Source organism: Streptosporangium amethystogenes subsp. fukuiense (genome assembly GCF_042665875.1).
Taxonomy (GTDB): domain Bacteria; phylum Actinomycetota; class Actinomycetes; order Streptosporangiales; family Streptosporangiaceae; genus Streptosporangium; species Streptosporangium fukuiense.
Genome location: NZ_JBHTEE010000001.1, coordinates 68,795 through 90,179, shown reverse-complemented (window position 1 = coordinate 90,179; position 21,385 = coordinate 68,795). Strand labels below are relative to the sequence as shown.

Below are 21,385 nucleotides of genomic sequence, written 5' to 3'. Positions count from 1 at the left end.
GACCCGCCATCATGGACGCCCCAATTTTGGGTCGCCCTTAAATATATTGTCAAGCATTGAATACGATCGAGCCAACAATGAACAAAGACTCCATCGTCAAATGCCCGAAAAATATTGAATGTCTTATTCTTCGTCCCCCGGCCCGCACCGGAGTCCCGGCAGGTCGCGGATCCGCCTCGATTCCCCTGGCCGCCAGGCCGGCCGATGTTTCCCGCCTCAGGCGCGCATCCGTCACTTACCAACAGAACAGGGAAAACGCCAAGAAGCGCCACCGATCAGCAGCCGCCTTCATCCTGCGGGCGCCCTCACAGCAGGGCTGCGGAAGGCATTAAAGGCTGATTTTTTCATAAATTCAGCAGAAGCCAGCAAATCGGGTCAGCGCGACTGTTCCGGCCCTCGGTCCAGCAGTTCGGCGAACAGTTTCTCCCAGAGCGGCATGACCACTTCGGGGGTGTAGTCGTGCGCGGCGACGGCCGCGGCCGTTCCCATCCGCCGCCGCAGCTCCCGGTCCTCGATGAGCCGGATCATCGCCGCCGCCAGCGCGTCGACGTCGCGGGAGGGGACGAGCAGCCCGTCGACCTCGGGGGTGAGCACGTCGGCCGGGCCGGTCGGGCAGTCGAAGGCCACGACGGGCAGCCCGTGGGTCATCGCCTCGATCATCACCATCGGCAACCCCTCGAACCGCGAGCTGAGGACGTAGAAGGAGGCCCTGGCCAGTTCCTCGTCGAGGCGGTCGGTCCGTCCCATCAGAGTGACGTTGTCACCCAGCCGGTGCTCCTTCAGGAGCGCGCGCAACTGCCCTTTCTTCTTGCCGGTGCCGTAGATGCGCAGCCGCCAGTCCGGGTGACGGTCCACAACCTGCCGGAACGCGGGGATCAGCAGGTCGAAGCCCTTCTGCGCGACCAGCCGGCCGGCCGCGACCACGAGCCTGTCGTCTTTCCCGGAGGGTGTCCGGCGCACGGAGCCGACCGCGTTGGGGATGCGCTCGACGCGCGTGGTGGGCAGGAGCGCCTGGTACTCCCTCCTGTCGGTCTCGGTGAGCACGACCACCGCGTCCAGCCTGCCGTAGTGGCGGCCGATCTCCGAGCGGACCGCCTCGGAGTGGGTGGCCAGGTTCATGTGCTCCTGCCCGACCTTGACGATGCCGGCAGGAGCACGGCGGGCCGAGATGAGGTTCAGGGCGGGGCGGGTGGTCACCAGGACGCCGTCGGTGAGCGCGGAGACGTAGTCGATGACGGCCCGCTCCACACGTTCGGTGAAGTAGGAGGCCGCGAACTCGCCGGCGGGCACGATCCTGCCCCGGATCCACCGCCACACCCGCCGCCCGGTGGAATCGACGGGCCTGCCCTCACGCTGGTCCGACAACGTCAGGAGACGGATGCGCGGGTCGATCTCGAACTGGGGCCTCTCCCTCCGCCGTACCACGCTGACGATCTCGACCTCGTGGCCGGCCGCGGCCATCGCGTTCGCCTGGTTGATCACCGTGCGGATCGTCCCGCCCATGCCGTACGCGTGCAGCAGCAGGTAGCGGATCCTCGTGGTCTCCGGCGCCGTCATGCGGTCTCCGTGACGGACGGCAGATATCCCCAGCTCTCGCACATCGGCCGGAGCGAGTTGGGTATCTCCTCCGGCCCCGGCAGGTCGCGCCCGGGCTGCACACGCCCGGACCGGATCTTGTCCTTCCAGTCGCCGAGCCCCTTCTCCAGCACGGCCTGCTCGCCGTAGGCCAGCATCGCCGGCTCCCAGGGAACGTCCAGGAAGTCGCAGACGCGGCGTGCCTCGGCCTCGGGGTCGGCGGTCAGGTCCTCGTAGCGCACGGTGCACCCGCTGAGTGCCCCCCGCGCCCGCTGCACCGCCTTCATGTAACGCAGGGCGTCGAGTGCCGCCTCCTCCGGCGTCCGCCTGCCCGCCCCCGCCTCGTACCATGACCTGGCGATGGACGCCGGGTGGCGCAGCAGGAAGACGAATCTGGCGTCCGGCCAGCACGCGGCGACGCGCCGGTAGGCGAAGGCGTTGGCCGGCGTCTTGTCCACGAAGAACGTCTTGCCGCTCCTGACCAGCTCGCGGTGGAGCACCCGATCCCACAGCAGGTGTTCCAGGTCGGCCCGGTCGTGGCCGAGGGCCTTCATCGCCCGCTCCGCCAGCGAGGTGCCGAACTCCACTTTCAGCCTCCGCACGTGCGGCTCGTGCGGGGCGTGCAGCATGGAGTGGGCGTTGAGCATCGCCCTCAGCAGCGTGGAGCCGGACCTCACCGGCGAGAGGACGAAGACCGGCGCCACCAGCAGCCGGTCGATCTTCGGGTCGGCGGGCGGGCCGAACGGCTCCTCCGCGACAGGGGCCCTCACGTCCGCCGACGAACCGTTTTTTCCTACCCGGTTAATCCGGAATCCGGTGAGCCTGACAAGGGCGTCGTTGGCCTTACGCTGCCACTTCATGCCCAGGCAGGCTACCCATCTTTCCTGGCATTTCACTGTGTGTTCAGATTGGAAGCCGGTCCGCCCCCGCCGGGCACCGGCGAGCCGCGGGCGGCTCGCCGGGGTTCTCACCGCGCGGGACAGGCCGCGAATCGCCGTACAGTGTGAGCCATGGGGATGGTCAAGACCGTGGGACTGGTGCTGCACCCGCAGCGCGATTCGAAGGTGGCCATCGACACGATCGTGGAGTGGGCCCGCGCCCGCAGCGTCACGGTGCTCGGGCTGCCCGACGAGGTCGGGCGCATCGACTGCAGCGCGGTGGCCGTCGACGGCGCCACCCTGGTCGACCGCGCCGACCTGCTCGTCAGCCTCGGCGGCGACGGCACGATGCTGCGCACCATGCGGCTCATCTCGGGGCGGCGGACTCCGATCCTCGGCGTCAACCTCGGCAAGCTGGGGTTCCTCGCCGAGATCGACGTCGACGAGCTGCCCTTCGCGCTGTCGGCCATCGACGACCACGCCTACACGGTCGAACCCCGGATGGCGGTGCGGGCCACCCTGCCCGACGGCACCTCGGTGACCGCGTTCAACGACATCGCCCTGGTGCGGATACCGGGCCACGGGCTGTCCGCGATGTCGATCGCCGTGGAGGGGCACCCCTTCGTGCGTTACGCGGCCGACGCGGTGATCGTCGCGACCCCCACCGGGTCGACCGCCTACAGCTTCTCCGCGGGCGGCCCCATCGTCTCGCCGACGGTCGAGGGCTTCCTCGTGGTCCCGGCCGCGGCGCACTCGTCGTTCAACCGGGCCCTCGTGCTGTCGGCGGACGAGCGGGTCGTGCTCGGCCTGCTGCCGGCGAGCGGCCGGCTGGCCCTGGAGGTGGACGGCGCGGTGGGCGGGCACCTGTCGCCGGGGGACGAGCTCACCGTCACCGCGGTGCGCGCCGCCGCGTGGGTGGTCCGGCTCGGCACCACGAGCTTCTACGAGCGCGCCCGCCGCAAGCTCCGCGTCAACGGCAGCGCCGAGGTCGACTAGGCCCTCGCTCCCGCGATGACCGGTGACGACGCCGCGGCCAGAGAGGCATCCCGCCGCGCAGGCGAGCCAGGCCCACGTCGTCAGGGAGATGCGATGGATCCGCTTGGGTGCCTCGCCGATCCCGGCCGAGCGAGGACAGGCCTCGACCGCGTCGGCGGTGCCCGCGCTCGTCATTTCCAGCCTTCTGCTCTGCCGCGGTAAACGCGTACACCTCGACCTCGGCCACCGAGGAAGGCGGTCCAGGTCAGCATGGCCGCGATCACGAGCTTGCCACGGTAAGTGCGGGTATTCACCGCGGCGGTCGTTCGGCGAGGCAGGGGAAGGATCTGCCCCCGGCGTAGGGCTGCGGCCGGACCGAGGAGCGATGGGCCGCTTCGGCTGCCGGGCGATACCGGGACAGCGATCCTTATGATCCTTTAACATGCAGAAGTCTAAAGTCCTAGGAAGCTAGATAAATGGAGCAGCCAATGATCGAGTTCCATCTGGACGGCAGGTCGGGTGTTTCGCCGTACCTGCAGCTGGTCCAGCAAGTACGGCATGCGCTACGGCTGGGCCTGCTGCGCGAAGGCGACCAGCTGCCGACCGTCAAGGAGGCCGTGGCGCAACTGGCGATCAACGCCAACACCGTGCTCAAGGCCTACCGGGAACTCGAGCACGAGGGCCTGGTCGCCGCCCGGCCAGGGGTGGGGACGTTCGTGACGGCGACGCTCACCGACACCTCGCTGGCCGCGCACGGCCCGCTGCGCCTGGAACTACAGCGCTGGCTGGCCAAGGCCCGCCGGGCCGGCCTCGACGAGGAAAGCATCGAGGCCCTCTTCATGACCACCTTTCGGACCACCGCTCAGGAGGACATAGCGTGAACACTGTCCTACAGGCCCAGGGACTGGGCAGGAAATACGGCAGGCGCTGGGCGCTGCGCGAATGCACCATCGACATCCCGGCGGGCCACGTCGTGGGGTTGATGGGGCCCAACGGAGCCGGCAAGACGACGCTGCTGAAGCTGGCCAGCGGCCAGTTGGAGCCGACGGCGGGCGACATCACCGTGCTGGGCGGCCGTCCCGCCGGCAGCCCGGCGCAGTTGGCCAGGGTCGGGTTCGTCGCCCAGGACACCCCCGTCTACGCCGGGTTGAGCGTCGCCGATCACCTGCGGCTGGGAGCGCGGCTCAACCCCCGCTGGGACGCCGCCATGGCACGGGACCGGATCGCGCAACTCGGTCTCGATCCCGGCCAGCGGGCAGGCAAGCTGTCGGGCGGCCAGCGTGCTCAGCTCGCCCTCACCCTGGGCCTGGCCAAGCGGCCCGAGCTGCTGATCCTGGACGAGCCGGTCGCCTCGCTCGACCCGCTGGCCCGCCGCGAGTTTCTACAGCACCTGATGGAGGCCACGGTCGAGCACGAGTTCAGCGTGGTGCTCTCCTCCCACCTGGTCTCCGACCTGGAACGGGTGTGCGACTTCCTGATCGTGCTCGTCGACTCCCGCGTCCAGGTGGCCGGGGAGGTCGACCGGCTGCTGGCCACCCATCACCGGCTCACCGGCCCGCGCCGCGATCCCGACCGGCTCCCCGCCGACCAGCACGTGGTCTGCGCGCGCCACACCGAACGGCAGAGCACGTACGTGATCCGCACCGACGCCCCGATCCACGACCCCGCCTGGACGGTCAGCCGGCTCAGTCTGGAGGACCTCGTCCTGGCCTACATGGACAAGCACACCGCCGACCGGCGAGTCGCCCTGGAGGTGCGGCGATGATCTGGCTGACCTGGCGCCAGTTCCGCGGCTCGGCCGCGACGATGGCTGCCCTGCTCGTTATCCTCGCCGTCGTCCTGGCCCTGACCGGCCCCGGCTTGGCCTTCGACTACTCCGCCGGGATCGCGGCCTGCACCCAGGACAACACCTGCGACCGCTTCTACGATCGCTTCTTCGGCGGGCACGAGACCTCGTTCACGGCCCTGACTCTCGTCGTGCTGCTCCTGCCCGTCCTCGCCGGGCTCTTCTGGGGAGCACCGTTGATCACCCGCGAGCTGGAGGCGGGCACGCACCTGATGGTGTGGAACCAGAGCATCACCCGCGGCCGCTGGCTGGCGGTCAAGCTCGGGCTCATGGGTTTGACCGCCGTGGCCGTCGCCGGCCTGTGCGGCCTCATGGTGACCTGGTGGTCCGACCCTCTGGACAAATCAGCCGCTGAGAACCTGGCCCTGATGGCTCCCCTGGTGTTCGGCGCGCGCGGCATCGCCCCGATGGGGTATGCGGCCTTCACCTTCGTCCTCGGCGTGACCGTGGGCATGCTGGTGCGCCGCACGCTGCCCGCCATGGCCCTCACCCTGGCCGTCTTCGCCGCGATCCAGCTCGCCATGCCGCTGCTGGTCCGGCCCCACCTGATGCCTCCGATCACCTCGACCTTCGAGCTCGGCGAAACGAACGTGAACGGCATCGGCATAAACCGGGAACGAGGCGGATATGTGGAGATTCAACTGAGGTCGGCCGTTCCCGGCCACGCGGGCGCCTGGGTCCTGTCCGCCAGCCTGGTCGATCCGTCCGGACGTACGCTCGGCACCGGCGGCGAAGGCGCCGTCCCGATCTCCACCACGTCGGGCCCCTGCGCACCGTCGGCGGGCGGCGGGGGCGGCTGCATGGTCGAGATCAACCGGCTCGGCTACCGGCAGCAGGCGACCTACCAGCCCCTTGAGCGCTTCTGGCCCTTCCAGTGGACCGAGACCGGAATCTACGCCCTGCTCACCCTCGGCCTCGCCTGGTTCTGCTTCTGGTGGATCCGCAGGCGCCTGTCATGACCGTCATCAGGACCGCGGCCGCCGGGCTCGCCCTCCTCCTGGCAGCAGCCTGCACGGCGCCGGCGCCGCCGCGCAGCGAGGCGAGCACGGCGGCCGGTACGGTCTGCGCAGCACCCCGGGGAGTTCCAGGGGCGGAGACGGCCACCACGATCGACGTCATCGAGCAGGCGTACTTCTGCATCCTCGGCAACTACTACAGCGGCGCCACGCTGGACGCCCGCTCGTTGCTGACCGCCGGATTCGTCGCCCTGACGCAGGAGCTCAACCGCAACGGGCGCGACCTGCCCGAGGCGGGCATGCCCGCGCTGACGGGTGACCGGAAAGCCGACTGGACCGCTTTCGAAGCCGTCTACCGCAAGATCACCGATCGGGTTCCCGACCTCCGTGACAAGCTGGCCGTCGGCACCCTCAAGGCCATCGTGGCCGGCCTCGGCGACAACCACGCCCGCTGGGCGCACGACGTCAAGCGGCCGCCCGACCACTACGACGGCGACGGCTACGGCCTGGGTCTCCTGGCGAACGTCAATGGCCCACAGGTGGACGGCAACCCCGGCGTCGCCCTCCCCCCGCTGTTCGTCACCACCGTGCAGGGCGGCGCGGCGCAAGCGGCCGGGCTGCGCCCGGGCGACATCATCGAATCGGTCAACGGATCGGCGCCCTTCATCGACGGGAAGGCCACTCCCGCGATCGCCGCTCTCTATCCGGGGTACCCGGAGGCGCGCCCGGTCCGGTTACGGCTCCTGCGGCAGAGCACCGGCCGCCGCTGGAGCGTGACGCTCAAGCCCGGCCTCTACCAGCGGGACCTGGCCGCCCTGCAGGTGGTGACCTCGAAGCTGCTGGACGACGACATCGCCTATGTACGGCTGCGCGGGTTCGCTCCCGACTCCGCGGACAGGGTCTTCAAGGCGATCTCCAGACTGCGCACCGGCCGGCACCTGTCCGGCGTCGTGCTGGACCTGCGCGGCAACGGCGGCGGCAGCCCCACGGAGGCGACCCGGCTGGTGAGCGCGTTCACCCATGAAAAGGCCACCGCCTACCTGTGCACCGTGGACGCCAGGTGCGAGACCTTGTGGACCGACAACACCGTCGAACTGCTCGATCTGCCGCTGATGGTGCTCACCGACCGCAGTTGCGCCTCGGCGTGCGAGCACTTCAGCTCCGCGGTCAAGGACCTGCGCCTCGGCCGGCTGGTCGGCACCAGAACCGCCGGCGTCATCTCCGGCCCGGCGCAGCCGTACCTGCTCGGCAACAACACCAGCCTGAGCTTCCCCGCCAAGCACCACCTCGGGCCCAAGCGCGAGGTGATCGACCGGATCGGCGTGCCGCCCGACCACCACGTTCCCCTGACCCCGAAGGACGCGGCCGCCGGGCGCGACCCCGTGCTGACCAAGGCCCTGACCTTGCTGGACAAGTGAATGGACCTCTCGATGAGACAGATCCTGGCAGTCGTCGCGGGACTGGTCGTCCTGGCCGCGTCCGCCTGCTCCGCGCCCACGCCGCCCCGCTCCGCCGCCCCGTCGCCCACGCCTACCGGCCCCGCCACCCTGCCCGCCCCCACCGGCACCCACCCGGTCGGCACCACCGCCCTGTATCTGAAGGACGCCTCCCGCCCCGATCCGTGGAACCTCGACGTCGACGCGCGCGAGCTCAAGGTCACCCTGTGGTATCCGACAAAGCAGCGGGACGGGCAGCGGGCGCCGTACATGACGCCGAAGGAATCGGAGCTCGCCCTGAGGCACCTGGGGATCGGGGGCGTGCCGAACGACACGCTCAGCGGGACGCGCACGAACGCCGTCAAAGGCGCCGAACCCGCGGGGCGGAAGCTTCCGCTGGTGGTGCTCTCCCCCGGCTTCACCAATCCGATGAGCACGCTCACCTCCCTGGCCGAGGAACTGGCCAGCCGAGGGTACGTCGTGGCCGGTATCGACCACACCTACGAGAGCTACGCCACCACCCTGCCCGGCGGGCGGGTCGCCGAATGCCTCGCCTGTGACAGCGACACGGACGCGGGCTTCGGCACGGGGGTGGTCGCGGGCCGGGCGGCCGACGTCTCGTTCGTGCTCGACGAGCTGCCGTCGAAGTGGGAGGGTTCCGATGTGATCGACCGGTCCAGGATCGCGATGGTGGGCCAGTCGATCGGCGGGGCCGGCGCCATGGCGGCCATGGTGAAGGATCCCCGGGTGCGCGCCGGAGTCGACATGGACGGCACCACCTACGCCCGGATCCCCAAGAGCGGGTTCACCCGGCCGTTCATGTTCCTGGGCTCGGCGCAGCACCTCCCCGGCGGCCGCGACACCTCATGGGACCGCGACTGGAAGCTGCTGACCGGGTGGAAGCGCTGGCTCGTGCTGACGGGCTCGGAACACCGGTCCTTCACCGACGCCCCGCTGATGGCCGGCGCTCTCGGCATCACGCCCACCGCCGACGTCCTGCCCGCGGCGCGCGCCGCCGAGCTCACCCGCACGTACGTGGCTGCTTTCCTCGATCAGCACCTGAGGTCGCGGCGACAGCCCCTCCTGGACAAGCCGTCATCGCGCTACCCGGAGGTCAGGTTCTGCCCCGCGACATGCGGACGGTCCTGAGGCCCTGTGCACCCTGAAGCCCACCGGCCGACACCCCGGAGCGGTTCGACGCGCCCACGGGCCAGGCCGTCTTCCGCGGGCGAGGGTCCCGGTCGGCCCGGCTCGGTGTCCGCGAGAACGGCGTGCCGGGCTTCAAGAGCCCCGACACAAGCGGCCACACGACCGGCGGGAACCGCGCCGGCGCCGGATTCCGTTCCAGGTCTCTCCGACTTCCGATCCGGACGCCGTCACCTTCTCCGCCCGGCACACCGCCGCCGGTCACGGAACGTGATGACGAACGGCATGGCAACAGCGGCGGTCATGAAAGTTCCACAGGCGGGTTGACAGTGGGAAAGCGCTTACCTAACTTGTGGATTGTTCGCTCACATGTCCGTGGATCGCATGTGTGAACGGCGAGTGCTCGCTGGGGGGACTCCGAAACGCAGGCCGCACCGGCCTGCCGGACCAGCAAGGAGCTCAACCGTGCTGTACAGATTCAACGGAAAAACGGCCGGTGCGGTCATCGCCGCCGCGGCCCTCGCCCTGTCGGGAACGGTGGCGGGCGTCTCCGCCGCGGCCGCCGCTCCCGCCGCGGGAAACTACACTCTGGTGAACAACGGCAGTGGCCTCTGCCTGACCGTTCCAGGCGGCGGCTCGTCCGACGGCGTCCAGCTCACCCAGAGCGGCTGCGGCGGCGCCGGGCAGACCTGGGCCGTGTCCGGGGGCAGCACCCAGCTCAAGGCCACGCACAGCGGCAAGTGCGCGGGCGTCAAGGACGCCAGCACCTCCGCGGGCAAGGCCGTCCAGCAGGAGAGCTGCTCGGGCGCGTCCTCCCAGACCTGGAACCTGACCGAGTCGGGGTCGAACTACCGGGTGGTCAACGCCAACGGCGGCAAGTGCCTCAACACCGCCGACAACTCCACCTCCTCCGGCGCCCTCGTGCAGCAGAACTCCTGCGACTCGGTGGCGACCAAGCAGTGGCGGCTCGTCCCCGCGGGCGGCTCGAACCCGACGCCGACCGTCACCCCCACCACGACGCCTCCCCCGAGCGGCCAGACCGGCCTGGTCGGCTGGGCGACCCAGGGCGGCGGCACCACCGGCGGCGGCAACACCCCGGCGACCACGGTCAGCAGCGCCTCCGCGCTGACCAGCGCGCTCTCGGCGAGCGGCGCGGCGGTCATCCGGGTGTCCGGCACGATCTCCTGCTCCGGGATGCTCAAGGTCACCTCCAACAAGACGGTCCTCGGCAACTCCGGCGCCGTCATCTCCGGCTGCGGTCTCAACATCTCCGAGGCGTCCAACGTCATCGTCCGCAACCTGACCTTCCGCAACTGGAACGACGACGGCATCCAGGTCCAGTACTCCACCCGGGTCTGGATCGACCACAACTCCTTCAGCAACGGCTACGACGGAGCCGTGGACGTCAAGCGCGCCAGCGACTACGTCACGATCTCCTGGAACCGGGTCTCCAGCCACGACAAGACCATGCTGCTCGGCCACGACGACGGCAACGCCAGTGAGGACACCGGCAGGCTGCGCGTCACCTACCACCACAACTGGTTCGACGGCACCAACCAGCGCCACCCGCGGGTCCGCTTCGGCAACCCGGTGCACGTCTACAACAACTACTACGGCAACGTCGGCAGCGGCGGCGGCTACGGCGTGGCGTCCACGAAGAACGCCGGCGTCCTGGTCGAGGGCAACTACTTCGAGAACACCCCCGACCCCTACCACCGCGGCGAGGGCTCCTCTCCCGCCGCCAACCTGGTCGCCCGCAACAACCACTTCGTCAACTCCGGTGCCGGGGACGCGGGCGGCAGCGTCGCCTCCATCCCCTACTCCTACTCGCTCGACACCGCCTCCAGCGTCAAGTCGATCGTGACCGGCGGCGCCGGCGCCGGCCGGATCGCGGTCTGATCCAGCCCGTGCCAGGTCTGCCACCTGACCCGGACCTGGCACGGAGCCGAATCGGTACCGGGCCGGCCCGTCCGGCCCGCACCCCCCACCCAGCCGAGCCGATCGCACCGGTCCGGGACGGCGATCCCTGAGCGTGACCGGGCCCCGACGGGGCCCGGTCACAAGGCTTCACTGCCACCGCGGCCGGAGCGTCCTCAGGCGCGCACGCTCGACTCTCGGACCACGAACTCGGGCTCGAAGACCACGTGGCGGTGGCGGTGGCTGTCGCGTTCGTCGATCTCCTCCAGCAGAAGCTGTGCGGCGACCTTCCCCAGTTCCTCGCGGGGCTGGCGGACCGAGGACAGCGGGACGGCGGCCGCGGCGGCGTAGTCGATGTCGTCGTACCCGACGAGCGCGATGTCGTCGGGAACGCGCAGACCCCGCGCGGACAGTTCCTGCAGCAGGCCGAGGGCCAGCAGGTCGTTGGCGCAGAAGACCGCGGTCGGGCGCCGCGACGGGTCCGTCTCCAGCAACTGCTCCCCCGCGTGCCTGCCGGAGGCGAAGCTCAGCGACGGTGTCTCGATGAGCGTCAGGGACGCCCCCACCCCGGCCTCGGTCACGGCGGCGGCAGCTCCGCGGCGCCTGTCGGTCACCTGGCTTATCGTCATCGGCCCTCCGGCGAAGGCGATGCGACGGTGGCCCTGCTCGAGAAGGTGCTCGGCCGCCAGGCGCCCGCCGAGCACGTCGTCGACGGCCACCGAGCAGCGGTTCCTCTTGGTGGTCCGGCAGTCGAGCAGCACGACGGGGGTGCCCCTGTCGATGATCTGTTCCAGGTGGGGGTTGCGGGCCTCGACCGGGGTGATGAGGATCCCCTGGACGCGCTGCTCCTCCAGATGGTCGAGGTAGCGGCGCTCCCTCGGGCCGTCCTGGTCGCTGTTGCACAGCGTGACGATCATGCCGCTGGCGTCGGCCGCGCCCTCGACGCCCTTGGCGACATCGGTGAAGAAGGGGTTGGTCACGTCGAGCACGACGAGGCCCATCGTGCGGGTACGCCCGGAGCGCAGAGCCCGCGCCGACTCGTTGCGGACGAATCCGAGCTCCGACATCGCGCTGAGGACCCGCTCGCGAGTGGCCGGCGACACCGCCTCCGGCCGGTTGAGCACGTTGCTGACCGTGCCCACCGAGACGCTGGCCAGCTGCGCGACCTCCTTGATGCTCGCTATCGCCATGGCCCCTCGCAGCGTGAAACAGATGCGCGTCTCCGGATCGAACAGGCGTCGCCGCAGCCTGTCCGAGCGCAGCGTACTACAGCGCGGCACGGACCGATTGAAACGTAATAATCGCCCAGAGGCAACATTGAGGATCGAAACACCTTCGTGACCTGGAAACTTGCCGGTAACTCTTGACGCATCTTCCGTTACAAACCTAGCCTCCACTGCCAGACGGTTGAAACGTTTCATAAAGATCCCGCCGTCTTGAGGAGGTAGTTGTGAAGGGTTCATGGCAGCGGGCGGGCCGCGCCACCGCCGCGGCGGTCCTGGTCCTCACCGGCGCGCTCGCGTGCGGGAGCGGGACGCCGACGACGGCTGAGGCCCCGGCGGCGGGCACGTCGGCGAGCCCCGGCGGCGGGCAGGTGACCGCCGAACCGCCCAAGGCCCCCGAGGGCGTGGTCGAGTTCGAGCAGGCGGAGCCCGGCAGCGGCGAGGGACTGACCATCGGCTTCACCCAGCTCTCGCTCGCCTCCGGCTTCCCGCAGGACGTCCAGAAGGGGGTGGAGGCTCAGGCCAAGCTCGCCGGAGCGGAACTGATCACCTGCGACTCCAAACTTGACGCGGCCAAGGCACTCGACTGCGCCAAGCTGTTCAAGACCCGCGGCGCGAAGGGCCTGATCACCTTCCAGGCCGACACCAACGCCTCCCCCCGCATCTGCGCGGCCGGCCCCCAGGTTCCGGTCCTGTCCGTGGACATCGAGCAGAAACCCTGCCAGACAGCCTTCATGGGCGCCGCCAACGCCTACGCCGGCCAACTCGCCGGCTACGAGGTGGGCAAGTACTTCAAGGAGAAGTTCAACTGCGAGTACGACGCCTTCATCTCCCTTGAGGCACTGCAGGTCGGCGCGGTCAACGAGCAGCGCATGGGTGGCGTCCGCGAGGGCTTCGCGAGCGTCTGCGGCGAGGTGCGCAACCTGCGCAAGCTCGACACCGGCGGTGCGGGAGGCGACATCGCCCAGAAGCTGATGACCGACACCCTCACCGCGCTCCCCGGGCAGAAGCGGATCATCGTCGTCGGGATCAACGAGGACGGCATCCTGGGGGCTCTGGCCGCCGCACGCGCCCAGAACCGCACGGACGACCTCTACCTCGGCGTGCAGAACCTGAACCCGGCCAACTGCGTGATCTACCAGCACCCCAACTGGATCGGCAGCGTCGCCTACTTCCCCGAGCGCTACGGCGAGATCCTCGTCCCCTACCTGATCAAGGCCATCAAGGGCGAGAAGGTGCCCGGGCAGTTGCTCGTGCCGCACGCCGTGGTGACCAAGGACAACGTCAAGCAGTACTACCCGCAGTACGCCTGCTGATTCGGAGAGCACACGTGACGGAACATCCCTTCCTCAGCGTGCGCGGCATCCGGAAGTCGTTCGGCGACGTCGAGGTCCTGCACGGGGTGGACCTCGACGTCGCCGCCGGCTCCGTTCTCGCCCTCCTGGGCGAGAACGGAGCCGGAAAGTCGACACTGGTCCGCGTGATCGCGGGCGATCTGCACCCCGACGCAGGGGAGATCGCCCTCGACGGCACGCCGCACGACGTCCGGGACGTCGCCACCGCGCGGCGGCTCGGCATCCGGCTGATCTACCAGGAGATCAGCGACGCCCCTCCGCTCAGCGTGGCGGAGAACATCGTCCTGGGCGCCTGGCCGACCAGGCACGGCTTCGTCAGGAACGGCGAGACCCGCGCGACGGCCAGGAAGGTCCTCGACTCGCTGGGCGTGAACCTCCCGCTGGACAGCCCGGTCGGGAGCCTGCGCCTCGGCGAGCGGCAGACCGTGGAGATCGCTCGCGCGCTCGCCGGGCAGGGACGGTGCCTGATCTTCGACGAGCCGACGGCCGCGCTCTCGGACGCCGAGACCGAGCGCCTCTTCGAGGTGATCAACGGCCTGCGCGAGCGCGGAGTGGCCATTCTCTACATCACCCACCGTCTCGACGAGGTCTTCCGTCTCGCCGACGAGGTGTGCGTGCTGCGCGACGGCCACATCGTGCTGCACGAGCGGGTGTCGGCCGTCGGCAAGGACCAGGTCGTCGAGGCCATGGTCGGCCGCACGGTCGAGCAGCGCGGCCGGGGACGTGAAGTGCCCGCGGCCACCGGTGACCAACCCGCCATGGTCGCGCTGGAGCGGGCCTCCAGCGGCGACGCCTTCACCGACGTGGATCTGGCGGTCCGTCCCGGCGAGATCGTGACGCTCTACGGCAAGGTCGGCTCCGGTGCCTCCGAGGTCGCCGAGGCGATCTTCGGTATGCACCCCGTGGACAGGGGAACCCTGACCGTCGGGGGAAGGCGGACGCGGTTCCGCCACCCCGCCGACGCCATCGCCGCCGGAGTCGGCTGCCTGCCCGGCGACCGCCAGCGCGAGGCCATGTTCCGCTCCCGGTCCGTCGCGGAGAACCTCGCGGCGCCGAGCTGGGGCGGAATCGCCCGCGCGAGGGCGTTCGTGACGCGTGGCAGTGAGGCCGTGGCCTACCGGCGCTGGCACGACGCGCTGGGCATCCGGTCTCGCGACGATCCCGAGCAGCAGATCTGGACGCTGTCGGGAGGCAACCAGCAGAAGGTCGTCCTGGGCCGCTGGCTGGAGCGGGGCTCGCGCGTCCTCGTACTGGTCGAGCCGACCCGGGGTGTCGACGTCGGTGCCCGCCAGGAGATCTACCGGGCGATCCGCTCGCTGGCCGAGCGCGGGAGCGCGGTCGTCGTGGCGACCTCCGACTACGAGGACGTCATCGAGCTCGCCGACAGAGCGATCGTCATGGTCCGCGGCAGGACCGTGGCCGAACTCACCGGGGAGGCCGTCGTGGTCGAGGCCCTCACCCAGGCCGCAGGAGGAGTCATCAATGACTGAGAGAAGCGCACTGTCCGGAACGTCACAGGCGTCCCCCTCCCCCGGCGGGGGAAGGGAAGGAGCCGCGCGGGTGCCGGACGGCCGCAGAAAACGCCGGGTCCCGGAGACCATCGGGCTCCTGATCTTCCTCGCCGTAGAGGTCGTCTTCTTCTCCGTCCAGTCGCCGTACTTCTTCAACTGGGACAACTGGGGCAACATTCTGACCGCGGTGTCGATCACCGGGGTGCTCGCCGCCGCCGGAACGTTACTGCTCGTCGCCGGGCAGTTCGACCTCTCCGTCGGGTCCGGTGTGGCCTTCGTCGGCATCGTCCTGGTCGAGACCGCCCCGAGCCTCGGTCTTGGCCCGGCCCTGGTGCTCTCGGTCCTCGCGGGGGTCGGTATCGGCCTGCTCAACGGATTCCTCGTCACCGTGGTCGGGGTCAACGCGCTCATCACCACCCTCGGCATGCTCGGCATCTTCCGCGGCCTGACACTGGTCATCGGCAAGGGACAGAGCATCTTCATCGAGGGCTTCGACTGGGCCACCGCCCGCCCGTTCCTCGGCATCCCGATGCCCGCCATCGTGCTCGTGGTGGTCATCGCCCTGTTCTACGTGCTCATGCACTACACGGTGTTCGGCCGCAAGATGTACGCCATCGGGGCCAACCCCGTCGCCGCGCGGCTCGTCGGCATCCGCGTCAACCGGACGATCTTCGCGGGCTTCCTGCTCTCCGGAGGCTGCATGGCGCTCGCCGGGCTGCTGGTGACCTCCCAGCTCGGCTCCAGCTCGGCCAACACCGGCGTGGGACTGGAGCTGGCGGTCGTCACGGCCGTCATCCTCGGTGGCACGAGCCTGTCGGGAGGCACCGGAACGATCTTCGGTACGGTCGTCGGCCTGCTGATCGTCGGCGTGCTGAGCAACGGCCTGACCCTGCTCAACGTGGACTCCTCCTGGCAGCAGGTGGCCACCGGCGTCCTGCTCATCCTCGCGGTCGCGGTGGACAGGCTCCGCCAGACCTATCTCAGAAAGGCCGGCTGATGCGCGGGACCGTCCACGTCGAGCGTGACGTCCCGGTGCCCATGCGGGACGGGACGATGCTGCTGGCGGACGTGTGGCGCCCCGCGGGCTCCGGGGCGTGGCCCACACTCCTGCAACGCCTGCCCTACGACAAGTCCTCCTCGTTCATGGCCCAGCACATCGTCGGGCTGGAGCCGGTGCAGGCGGTGGAGTCGGGGTTCGCGGTGGTCGTCCAGGACACGCGGGGCCGCTACAGCTCCGGAGGGTCGTTCAACCCCTTCTTCGACGAGACGGAGGACGGCCTCGACACGATCGCCTGGATCCGGGCGCAGGACTTCAGCGACGGCCGGGTCGGAATGTACGGGGCGTCCTACATCGGCGCCACCCAGATGCTGGCGGCGAGCGCGGCCCCCGAGGGGCTGGTGGCGATCGCGCCGCAACTGACGGCGTCGGAGTATCACGACGGCTGGTCCTACTCCGGCGGCGCCCTCCAGCTTGGGTTTCTGCTGCTCTGGGTCGCCGAGTCGCTGGCCGCGGTCGACCTGCTGCGGCGTCCCGCCGGGCCCGGTCTCGACCGGGCCCGGGAGACGCTGCTGGAGATCCTGCGCGACCCACACGCCGCCTACGCCCGCCTGCCTCTCGACCGCGACGACCTGGCCGAACTGGCACCGTACTACCGGGAGTGGCTCGGCCATCCGGCCCGCGACGTCTTCTGGCAGGTCATCGACCCCGGTGCGGCGCACGGCCGGATGAACGTGGCCGGGCTGCACATCGGCGGCTGGCACGACATCTTCCTTGAGGGCACGCTGCGCAACTACACGGGCCTGCGCACGCGGGCTCCCTCGCCCTGGGCCCGCGAGAGCCAGCACCTGATCGTCGGCCCCTGGGCGCACGGCAACCTGGGCGACTACCAGGGAGACCTCTGGTACGGGTACGGCGGGGCGTCGGCCGCCCTGGACCTCACCGCGGTGCACACCGAGTTCTTCCGCGCCGCGGCCGAGCGCCGGCCCGCCGACCTGCCCCGGGCCAGGATCTTCGTGATGGGGGCGAACGTCTGGCGTGACGAGGACGAGTGGCCGCTCTCCCGGGCGCGGGAGGTCTCCTTCTTCCTGCACGGCGAGGGCGGCGCGAACTCGGCCGGCGGCGACGGGCGGCTCGGTACGGAGCCGCCGGGGCCCGGCGAGCCGGCGGACCACTACGTCTCCGACCCGGCGGACCCCGTCCCCACGGCGGGTGGGGCGACCTTCCTGCCCGGGGTACTGCTCGGCCGCAACTCCGGCCCCAAGGACCAGGCCGCCGTCGCGGTCCGCGACGACGTGCTGGTCTACACGGGCGAGCCGCTGTCCGAAGACCTGGAGGTCACCGGCGAGGTGGTCGTCGAACTGTACGCCGCGTCGAGCGCGGACGACTGCGACTGGGCCGTCCGGCTGGTCGACGTTCACCCGGACGGCACCGGGTACGGCGTGGTGGACGGCATCCTGCGGGCGCGCTACCGCCGGGGGCTGGACCGGGAGGTCCCGCTGACCCCGGGCGAGCCGGAACTCTTCCGCTTCGCGCTGGGCACCACCAGCCAGCTCTTCCGCCGCGGGCACCGGCTGCGGGTGCAGGTCGCGAGCTCGAACTTCCCCCGTTTCGACCGCAACCCCCAGCGGTGGATCCCCGTGCACACGGCCGGGCCCGATGACATGCGGCCCGCCCGCCAGACGGTGTTCCACGACGCCTCGCGCCCGAGCCGGATCATCGTCCCGACGATCCCGTCATAGGGAGGGCGGCTCCCGCCGGCGATGCCCGCGGGAGCCGCGTTGATCACTGGTGGGTGAACTGGGTGAGCGCGGGCAGCGCCCGGTCGGAGAAGTCGAACAGCGCCTGGTTCTCCCACCCGTTGCCCGAGGACGGATCGGCCGGGTCCCAGCCGTTGCCGGGCACCGCGGTCCAGGTGGGCTCCCAGTAGACGACGCCCAGTCCCCGGCCGTTCGGCACGGCCTGCACCACGCTCATCACGTCGCGCAGCATCGCCGACTGGCCCGCGGCGGAGGCCGGGTAGCCGGGGTACGGCGTCGCCGCGGTGATGATGTTGGTGAGGCCGTCGTCGTTGCCCGTGGTGAAGGGGTAGGCGGTCTCCACGACCAGGACCGGCTTGCCGTACCTGGAGGCGATGTCGTTGAGGTTGGTCTGCAGCGCGCCGAGCGTGCCGTGCCAGTAGGAGTAGTAGGAGACGCCGATCACGTCGTAGTTCACGCCGTTGGCGGCGGCGCTGTCGAACCACCAGCGGAAGAGCGGGTTGTTGCCGCCCTCGGCCACGTGCAGCACGACCCTGGTCGAGGTGGAGACCGCCTTGACCGCGCTGTAGCCGGAGTTGAGGAGCTGGGCGAGGTTGCCGAAGTTGGAGCTGCGGCCCTCCTCCCAGAGCATGCCGTCGTTGATCTCGTTTCCGACCTGGACCAGGTCGGCGGTGGTGCCCTGTGCCTTCAGCGCGTTCAGCACGTCGTAGGTGTGGTTGTAGACGGCGGTCTTGAGCTGGGCGAGCGTGTACCCCGCCCACGCGGCGGGCTTGTACTGCTTGCCGGGGTCGGCCCAGGTGTCGGAGTAGTGGAAGTCGATCAGCAATCCCATGCCCTGGGCCTTGATCCGCCGCGCCAGGGCCAGCACGTGTGCCTTGTCGTTGTAGCCGTCGGCCGCGTTGACCCAGACCTTCAGCCGGACGTGGTTGAGCCCGGCCGAGCGCATGATGGCCAGTGCGTCACCCTGCGTGCCGGCGGCGGTGCGGTACTTCCCGCCGAGGGCCTCGGACTTGGGCAGGCTGGAGGTGTCGGCGCCCTTGATCGCCAGCGTCGCCGACCCCGCGGCGAAGACGACGTCGTCGAAGTTGGCCCAGCCGCCCGCCGCGGCGGCGGAGCCGAGGCTCACCGTGCACTGGCCGCCCGTCACGGTCTGGGTGACCGCGATCTGGATCCATTCGGACGAGCTGACCGGCAGGTGGGTCCTCCTCTCGGCGGGACCGCAGTTGCGCAGCGCGATCCAGCTCTGGCTCGCGGCTCCCGACCTGACCCAGGCCCGGAGCGTGTAGGTGCCGGCGCTCAGGCCGGTCAGTGTCTGGTGGGTCTCGACGGTGTACGCGCCGGTGGCCCAGTGGGACAGGCGGTAGGAGCCGCTTCGGCCACCGGACTCGGTGAAGTCGGCGGCGGCCGAACCGGTGGTGCTCCAGCCGGTCGGCGCGGCGGTCGGGCCTCCCGTCTCGAAGCCGCCGTTGGTGACCGTCGAGGCGGCCAGGGCGGCCGGGGAGGCCGCCAGGGGTGTGAGCGTCGCGGCGGCGCAGAGCAGCAGCGCCACCAGGATCTTCTTCATGTGTCCTCGCTCTGGGATGGAGTGGTGCGGACAGTTCCCCGAAGACCCCGGTGGCGCGCCGCGGTCAGGTGGCCGGCGCGGCACCGGGGGAGCTCACGCGTCCGGTGCCGGCTCGACGACGGTGACGCCGCCGGCCGGTACCGTCGCCGAACCCGCGTACTCGGCGCCGTCGAGAACTCCGGTCCCGCTCACTCCGGGAACGGTGACCGGCTCGTCGCCGTGGTTGAGAAGGAAGAGGTGGCGGCCCCGCCGCAGGATTTCGAGGGTGTCGGGCAGGCCGCGCGGGCGGGACACGCCCGCGGCGTCGAGGGCCGCGCGCAGGATCGCCCGCAGGTCCCCGTCCGTGTCCGGGCCCACGCCGGGGTCGAGGGCCGTGGCGACGTACCAGGCGGTGCCCGCTCCCAGCTCGTGGCGGGTCACCGCGGGGTGGCCCGCGTCCGGTCCGCCGGTGAAGGCGCGCACGGTACGCGCTCCGGCGAGGCGGACCCGCTCGGACCAGATCCGGCCGGTCAGCCCGTCGTCGCCGACGGCGACCGTGCCGTTCTCCGGCAGCGGGTGGAACTCCTCCACCGACAGGCCGAGCACGTCGCGCAGCACGCCGGGGTAGGCGCCGGGGTGGATCGTGTCGTTCTCGTCGACGATCCCGGAGAAGCAGGAGACGAGCAGGTGGCCGCCGGCCTCCACGTGGCGGTGCAGGTTCTTGCCCGCGGCCTCGGTGAGCAGGTAGGAGCTCGGTACGACGACCATCCGGTACGCCGAGAGGTCGGCCGCGGGGTGGACGAAGTCGACGGTGACGTGCTCGCGCCAGAGCGCCTCGTAGTACGCCTCCACCCGCTCGCGGAACCTCAGGTCCACCGAGGGCCGCCACTCCAGTTCGAGCGCCCAGTACGACTCCCAGTCCCACACCAGCGCGACCTCGGCCTCGACGCGGGAGCCGCGCACCGGCGCCAGCTCGCGCAGCTCGGCGCCGAGGGCGACCACGTCGCGCCAGAGCTCGGAGTCGGTCCCGGCGTGCGGCAGCATCGCCGAGTGGAACTTCTCCGCACCGTAGCGGGAGGCGCGCCACTGGAAGAAGAGCACCGAGTCCGATCCCCTGGCGACGTGGGCGAGGCTGTTGCGCCGCATCTCCCCCGGCCGCTTGGCGAGGTTGCGCGGCTGCCAGTTGACGGCGCCGGTGGAGTGCTCCATGAGCATCCACGGCCGGCCGCCCGCCACCGAGCGGGTGAGGTCCGCCGCCATGGCGAGCTCGATGTGGCCCTCGGCCCGCCCGGCGTCGAGGTAGTGGTCGTTGGAGACGACGTCCACCTCGCCGGCCCACCGCCAGTAGTCCATCGGCTCGCAGTTGGGGATCATGAAGTTGGTGGTGACCGGCAGGTCGCTGAAGCGGCGGATGGCGTCGCGCTCGCGGCGGAAGTTGGCGATGTGCGCGTCGACGGAGAAGCGCGCGTAGTCGAGCTGCAGGGCGGTCAGCTGGCCGGCCGGCGCGAGCCTCGGGGGTTCCACCTCGTGGAACGAGCCGTAGGTCAGCCCCCAGAACGTGGTCCCCCACGCCGCGTTGAGCGCCGCCACGTCCCCGTGCCGCTCGCGCAGCCAGTCGCGGAACGCCTCCGCTGAGGTCTCGCAGTAGCAGCGCGCGTTCGCCCAGCCGTACTCGTTGTGGACGTGCCACATGACGACCGCCGGGTGCCCGGCGTAGCGGGCGGCGAGCCGGCCGGCGATCCGTTCCGAGGCGGCGGCGTACTCCGGGGAGCTGGGGCAGAAGCTGTGCCGGGAGCCTCCGGCGACGACATGGCCCGCGCGGTCGACCAGGTGGCTGCCCGGGTGGGCGGTCCGAAACCAGGTGGGCGGGGAGGAGGTCGGTGTCGCGAGGTCGACCCTGATGCCCGAGGAGCCGAGCAGGTCGATGATCCGATCCAGCCGGCCGAAGTCGTAGACCCCTTCCTCCGGCTCCAGCAGGCTCCAGCCGAAGATGCCGAGGCTGACCAGGTTCACCCCGGCCTCGCGCATCAACCGGACGTCCTCGTGCCAGACCTCCTCCGGCCACTGCTCGGGGTTGTAGTCCCCTCCGTACGCGATGCCCTCCGGCAGGACGGGATATCCAGGCAACTGCTCCCCCTTGGCTCATCTCTGTGAACGTGCACAGTAATCGAAACCCGACACTCAGGGAAGAGTCGCCGCAGGAACATCGAGGAGGGCAGGCGATTAACAAGAGCGTAACGAGCATTGACAGGGCGATATCCCGGATT

The 21,385-nt window shown here is 70.4% G+C and carries 16 protein-coding genes; 11 read left to right on the top strand and 5 right to left on the bottom strand.

Annotated elements, in window-relative coordinates; genetic code table 11:
* Positions 1-375 precede the first annotated feature (375 nt).
* Together ACFQVD_RS00420 and ACFQVD_RS00415 are read right to left on the bottom strand one after the other, a co-directional pair.
* On the bottom strand, positions 376-1,557 hold the full coding sequence (locus ACFQVD_RS00420) for a glycosyltransferase family 4 protein (RefSeq protein ID WP_343961995.1): 1,182 nt from the start codon (positions 1,555-1,557) through the stop codon (positions 376-378).
* Positions 1,554-2,435: a sulfotransferase family protein gene (locus ACFQVD_RS00415; RefSeq protein WP_343961993.1), complete on the bottom strand. Its 882-nt coding sequence runs from the start codon at positions 2,433-2,435 to the stop codon at positions 1,554-1,556. The genes ACFQVD_RS00420 and ACFQVD_RS00415 overlap by 4 nt, the downstream gene beginning before the upstream one ends.
* A 150-nt stretch (positions 2,436-2,585) precedes the next feature.
* Between ACFQVD_RS00415 and ACFQVD_RS00410 the strand changes: the two genes are divergently transcribed.
* From ACFQVD_RS00410 to ACFQVD_RS00380, 7 genes are all read left to right on the top strand, one after another.
* Positions 2,586-3,449 carry an NAD(+)/NADH kinase gene (locus tag ACFQVD_RS00410; RefSeq protein WP_343961991.1) on the top strand — a complete coding sequence of 288 codons (864 nt, stop codon included), beginning with the start codon at positions 2,586-2,588 and terminating at the stop codon, positions 3,447-3,449.
* A 467-nt stretch (positions 3,450-3,916) separates the two neighbouring features.
* A complete protein-coding gene (locus tag ACFQVD_RS00405) occupies positions 3,917-4,309 on the top strand; it encodes a GntR family transcriptional regulator (protein ID WP_343961989.1) in 393 nt (130 codons plus the stop codon).
* Positions 4,306-5,193, top strand: a complete 888-nt coding sequence (locus ACFQVD_RS00400; protein WP_343961987.1) for an ABC transporter ATP-binding protein — start codon at positions 4,306-4,308, stop codon at positions 5,191-5,193. Before ACFQVD_RS00405 ends, ACFQVD_RS00400 begins: the two co-directional genes overlap by 4 nt.
* Entirely contained in the window at positions 5,190-6,233 is a 1,044-nt protein-coding gene (locus ACFQVD_RS00395) for an ABC transporter permease (RefSeq protein WP_343961984.1), read from the top strand. Before ACFQVD_RS00400 ends, ACFQVD_RS00395 begins: the two co-directional genes overlap by 4 nt.
* Positions 6,230-7,648 carry a S41 family peptidase gene (locus ACFQVD_RS00390; protein ID WP_343961982.1) on the top strand — a complete coding sequence of 473 codons (1,419 nt, stop codon included), beginning with the start codon at positions 6,230-6,232 and terminating at the stop codon, positions 7,646-7,648. Before ACFQVD_RS00395 ends, ACFQVD_RS00390 begins: the two co-directional genes overlap by 4 nt.
* Positions 7,649-7,660: 12 nt before the next feature.
* On the top strand, positions 7,661-8,815 hold the full coding sequence (locus ACFQVD_RS00385) for an alpha/beta hydrolase family protein (RefSeq protein ID WP_343961980.1): 1,155 nt from the start codon (positions 7,661-7,663) through the stop codon (positions 8,813-8,815).
* A gap of 462 nt (positions 8,816-9,277) precedes the next feature.
* Positions 9,278-10,711: a pectate lyase family protein gene (locus ACFQVD_RS00380; RefSeq protein ID WP_343961978.1), complete on the top strand. Its 1,434-nt coding sequence runs from the start codon at positions 9,278-9,280 to the stop codon at positions 10,709-10,711.
* Between the two features lie 194 nt (positions 10,712-10,905).
* Here ACFQVD_RS00380 and ACFQVD_RS00375 read toward each other — a convergent pair whose 3' ends face one another.
* Positions 10,906-12,009, bottom strand: coding sequence for a LacI family DNA-binding transcriptional regulator (locus ACFQVD_RS00375; protein ID WP_343961976.1), 1,104 nt, complete (start codon positions 12,007-12,009; stop codon positions 10,906-10,908).
* A gap of 170 nt (positions 12,010-12,179) precedes the next feature.
* Here ACFQVD_RS00375 and ACFQVD_RS00370 point away from each other — a divergent pair, with 170 nt between their 5' ends.
* The 4 genes from ACFQVD_RS00370 to ACFQVD_RS00355 are packed head-to-tail and all read left to right on the top strand — an operon-like array spanning position 12,180 to position 17,557.
* The gene (locus ACFQVD_RS00370; protein WP_343961974.1) at positions 12,180-13,268 is read left to right on the top strand and encodes a substrate-binding domain-containing protein; all 1,089 of its coding nucleotides are present in this window, start codon (positions 12,180-12,182) and stop codon (positions 13,266-13,268) included.
* Between the two features lie 14 nt (positions 13,269-13,282).
* Positions 13,283-14,797, top strand: coding sequence for a sugar ABC transporter ATP-binding protein (locus ACFQVD_RS00365; protein WP_386274084.1), 1,515 nt, complete (start codon positions 13,283-13,285; stop codon positions 14,795-14,797).
* Complete coding sequence (locus tag ACFQVD_RS00360; protein WP_343961969.1) at positions 14,790-15,815, top strand: ABC transporter permease; 1,026 nt, start codon at positions 14,790-14,792, stop codon at positions 15,813-15,815. Before ACFQVD_RS00365 ends, ACFQVD_RS00360 begins: the two co-directional genes overlap by 8 nt.
* On the top strand, positions 15,815-17,557 hold the full coding sequence (locus ACFQVD_RS00355; RefSeq protein ID WP_386274081.1) for a CocE/NonD family hydrolase: 1,743 nt from the start codon (positions 15,815-15,817) through the stop codon (positions 17,555-17,557). The genes ACFQVD_RS00360 and ACFQVD_RS00355 overlap by 1 nt, the downstream gene beginning before the upstream one ends.
* A gap of 43 nt (positions 17,558-17,600) precedes the next feature.
* Here the strand turns inward: ACFQVD_RS00355 and ACFQVD_RS00350 are convergent, their stop codons facing one another.
* Entirely contained in the window at positions 17,601-19,139 is a 1,539-nt protein-coding gene (locus ACFQVD_RS00350; RefSeq protein WP_343961964.1) for a glycoside hydrolase family 53 protein, read from the bottom strand.
* Between the two features lie 93 nt (positions 19,140-19,232).
* Entirely contained in the window at positions 19,233-21,245 is a 2,013-nt protein-coding gene (locus tag ACFQVD_RS00345) for a beta-galactosidase (RefSeq protein WP_343961962.1), read from the bottom strand.
* Positions 21,246-21,385: the final 140 nt, after the last annotated feature.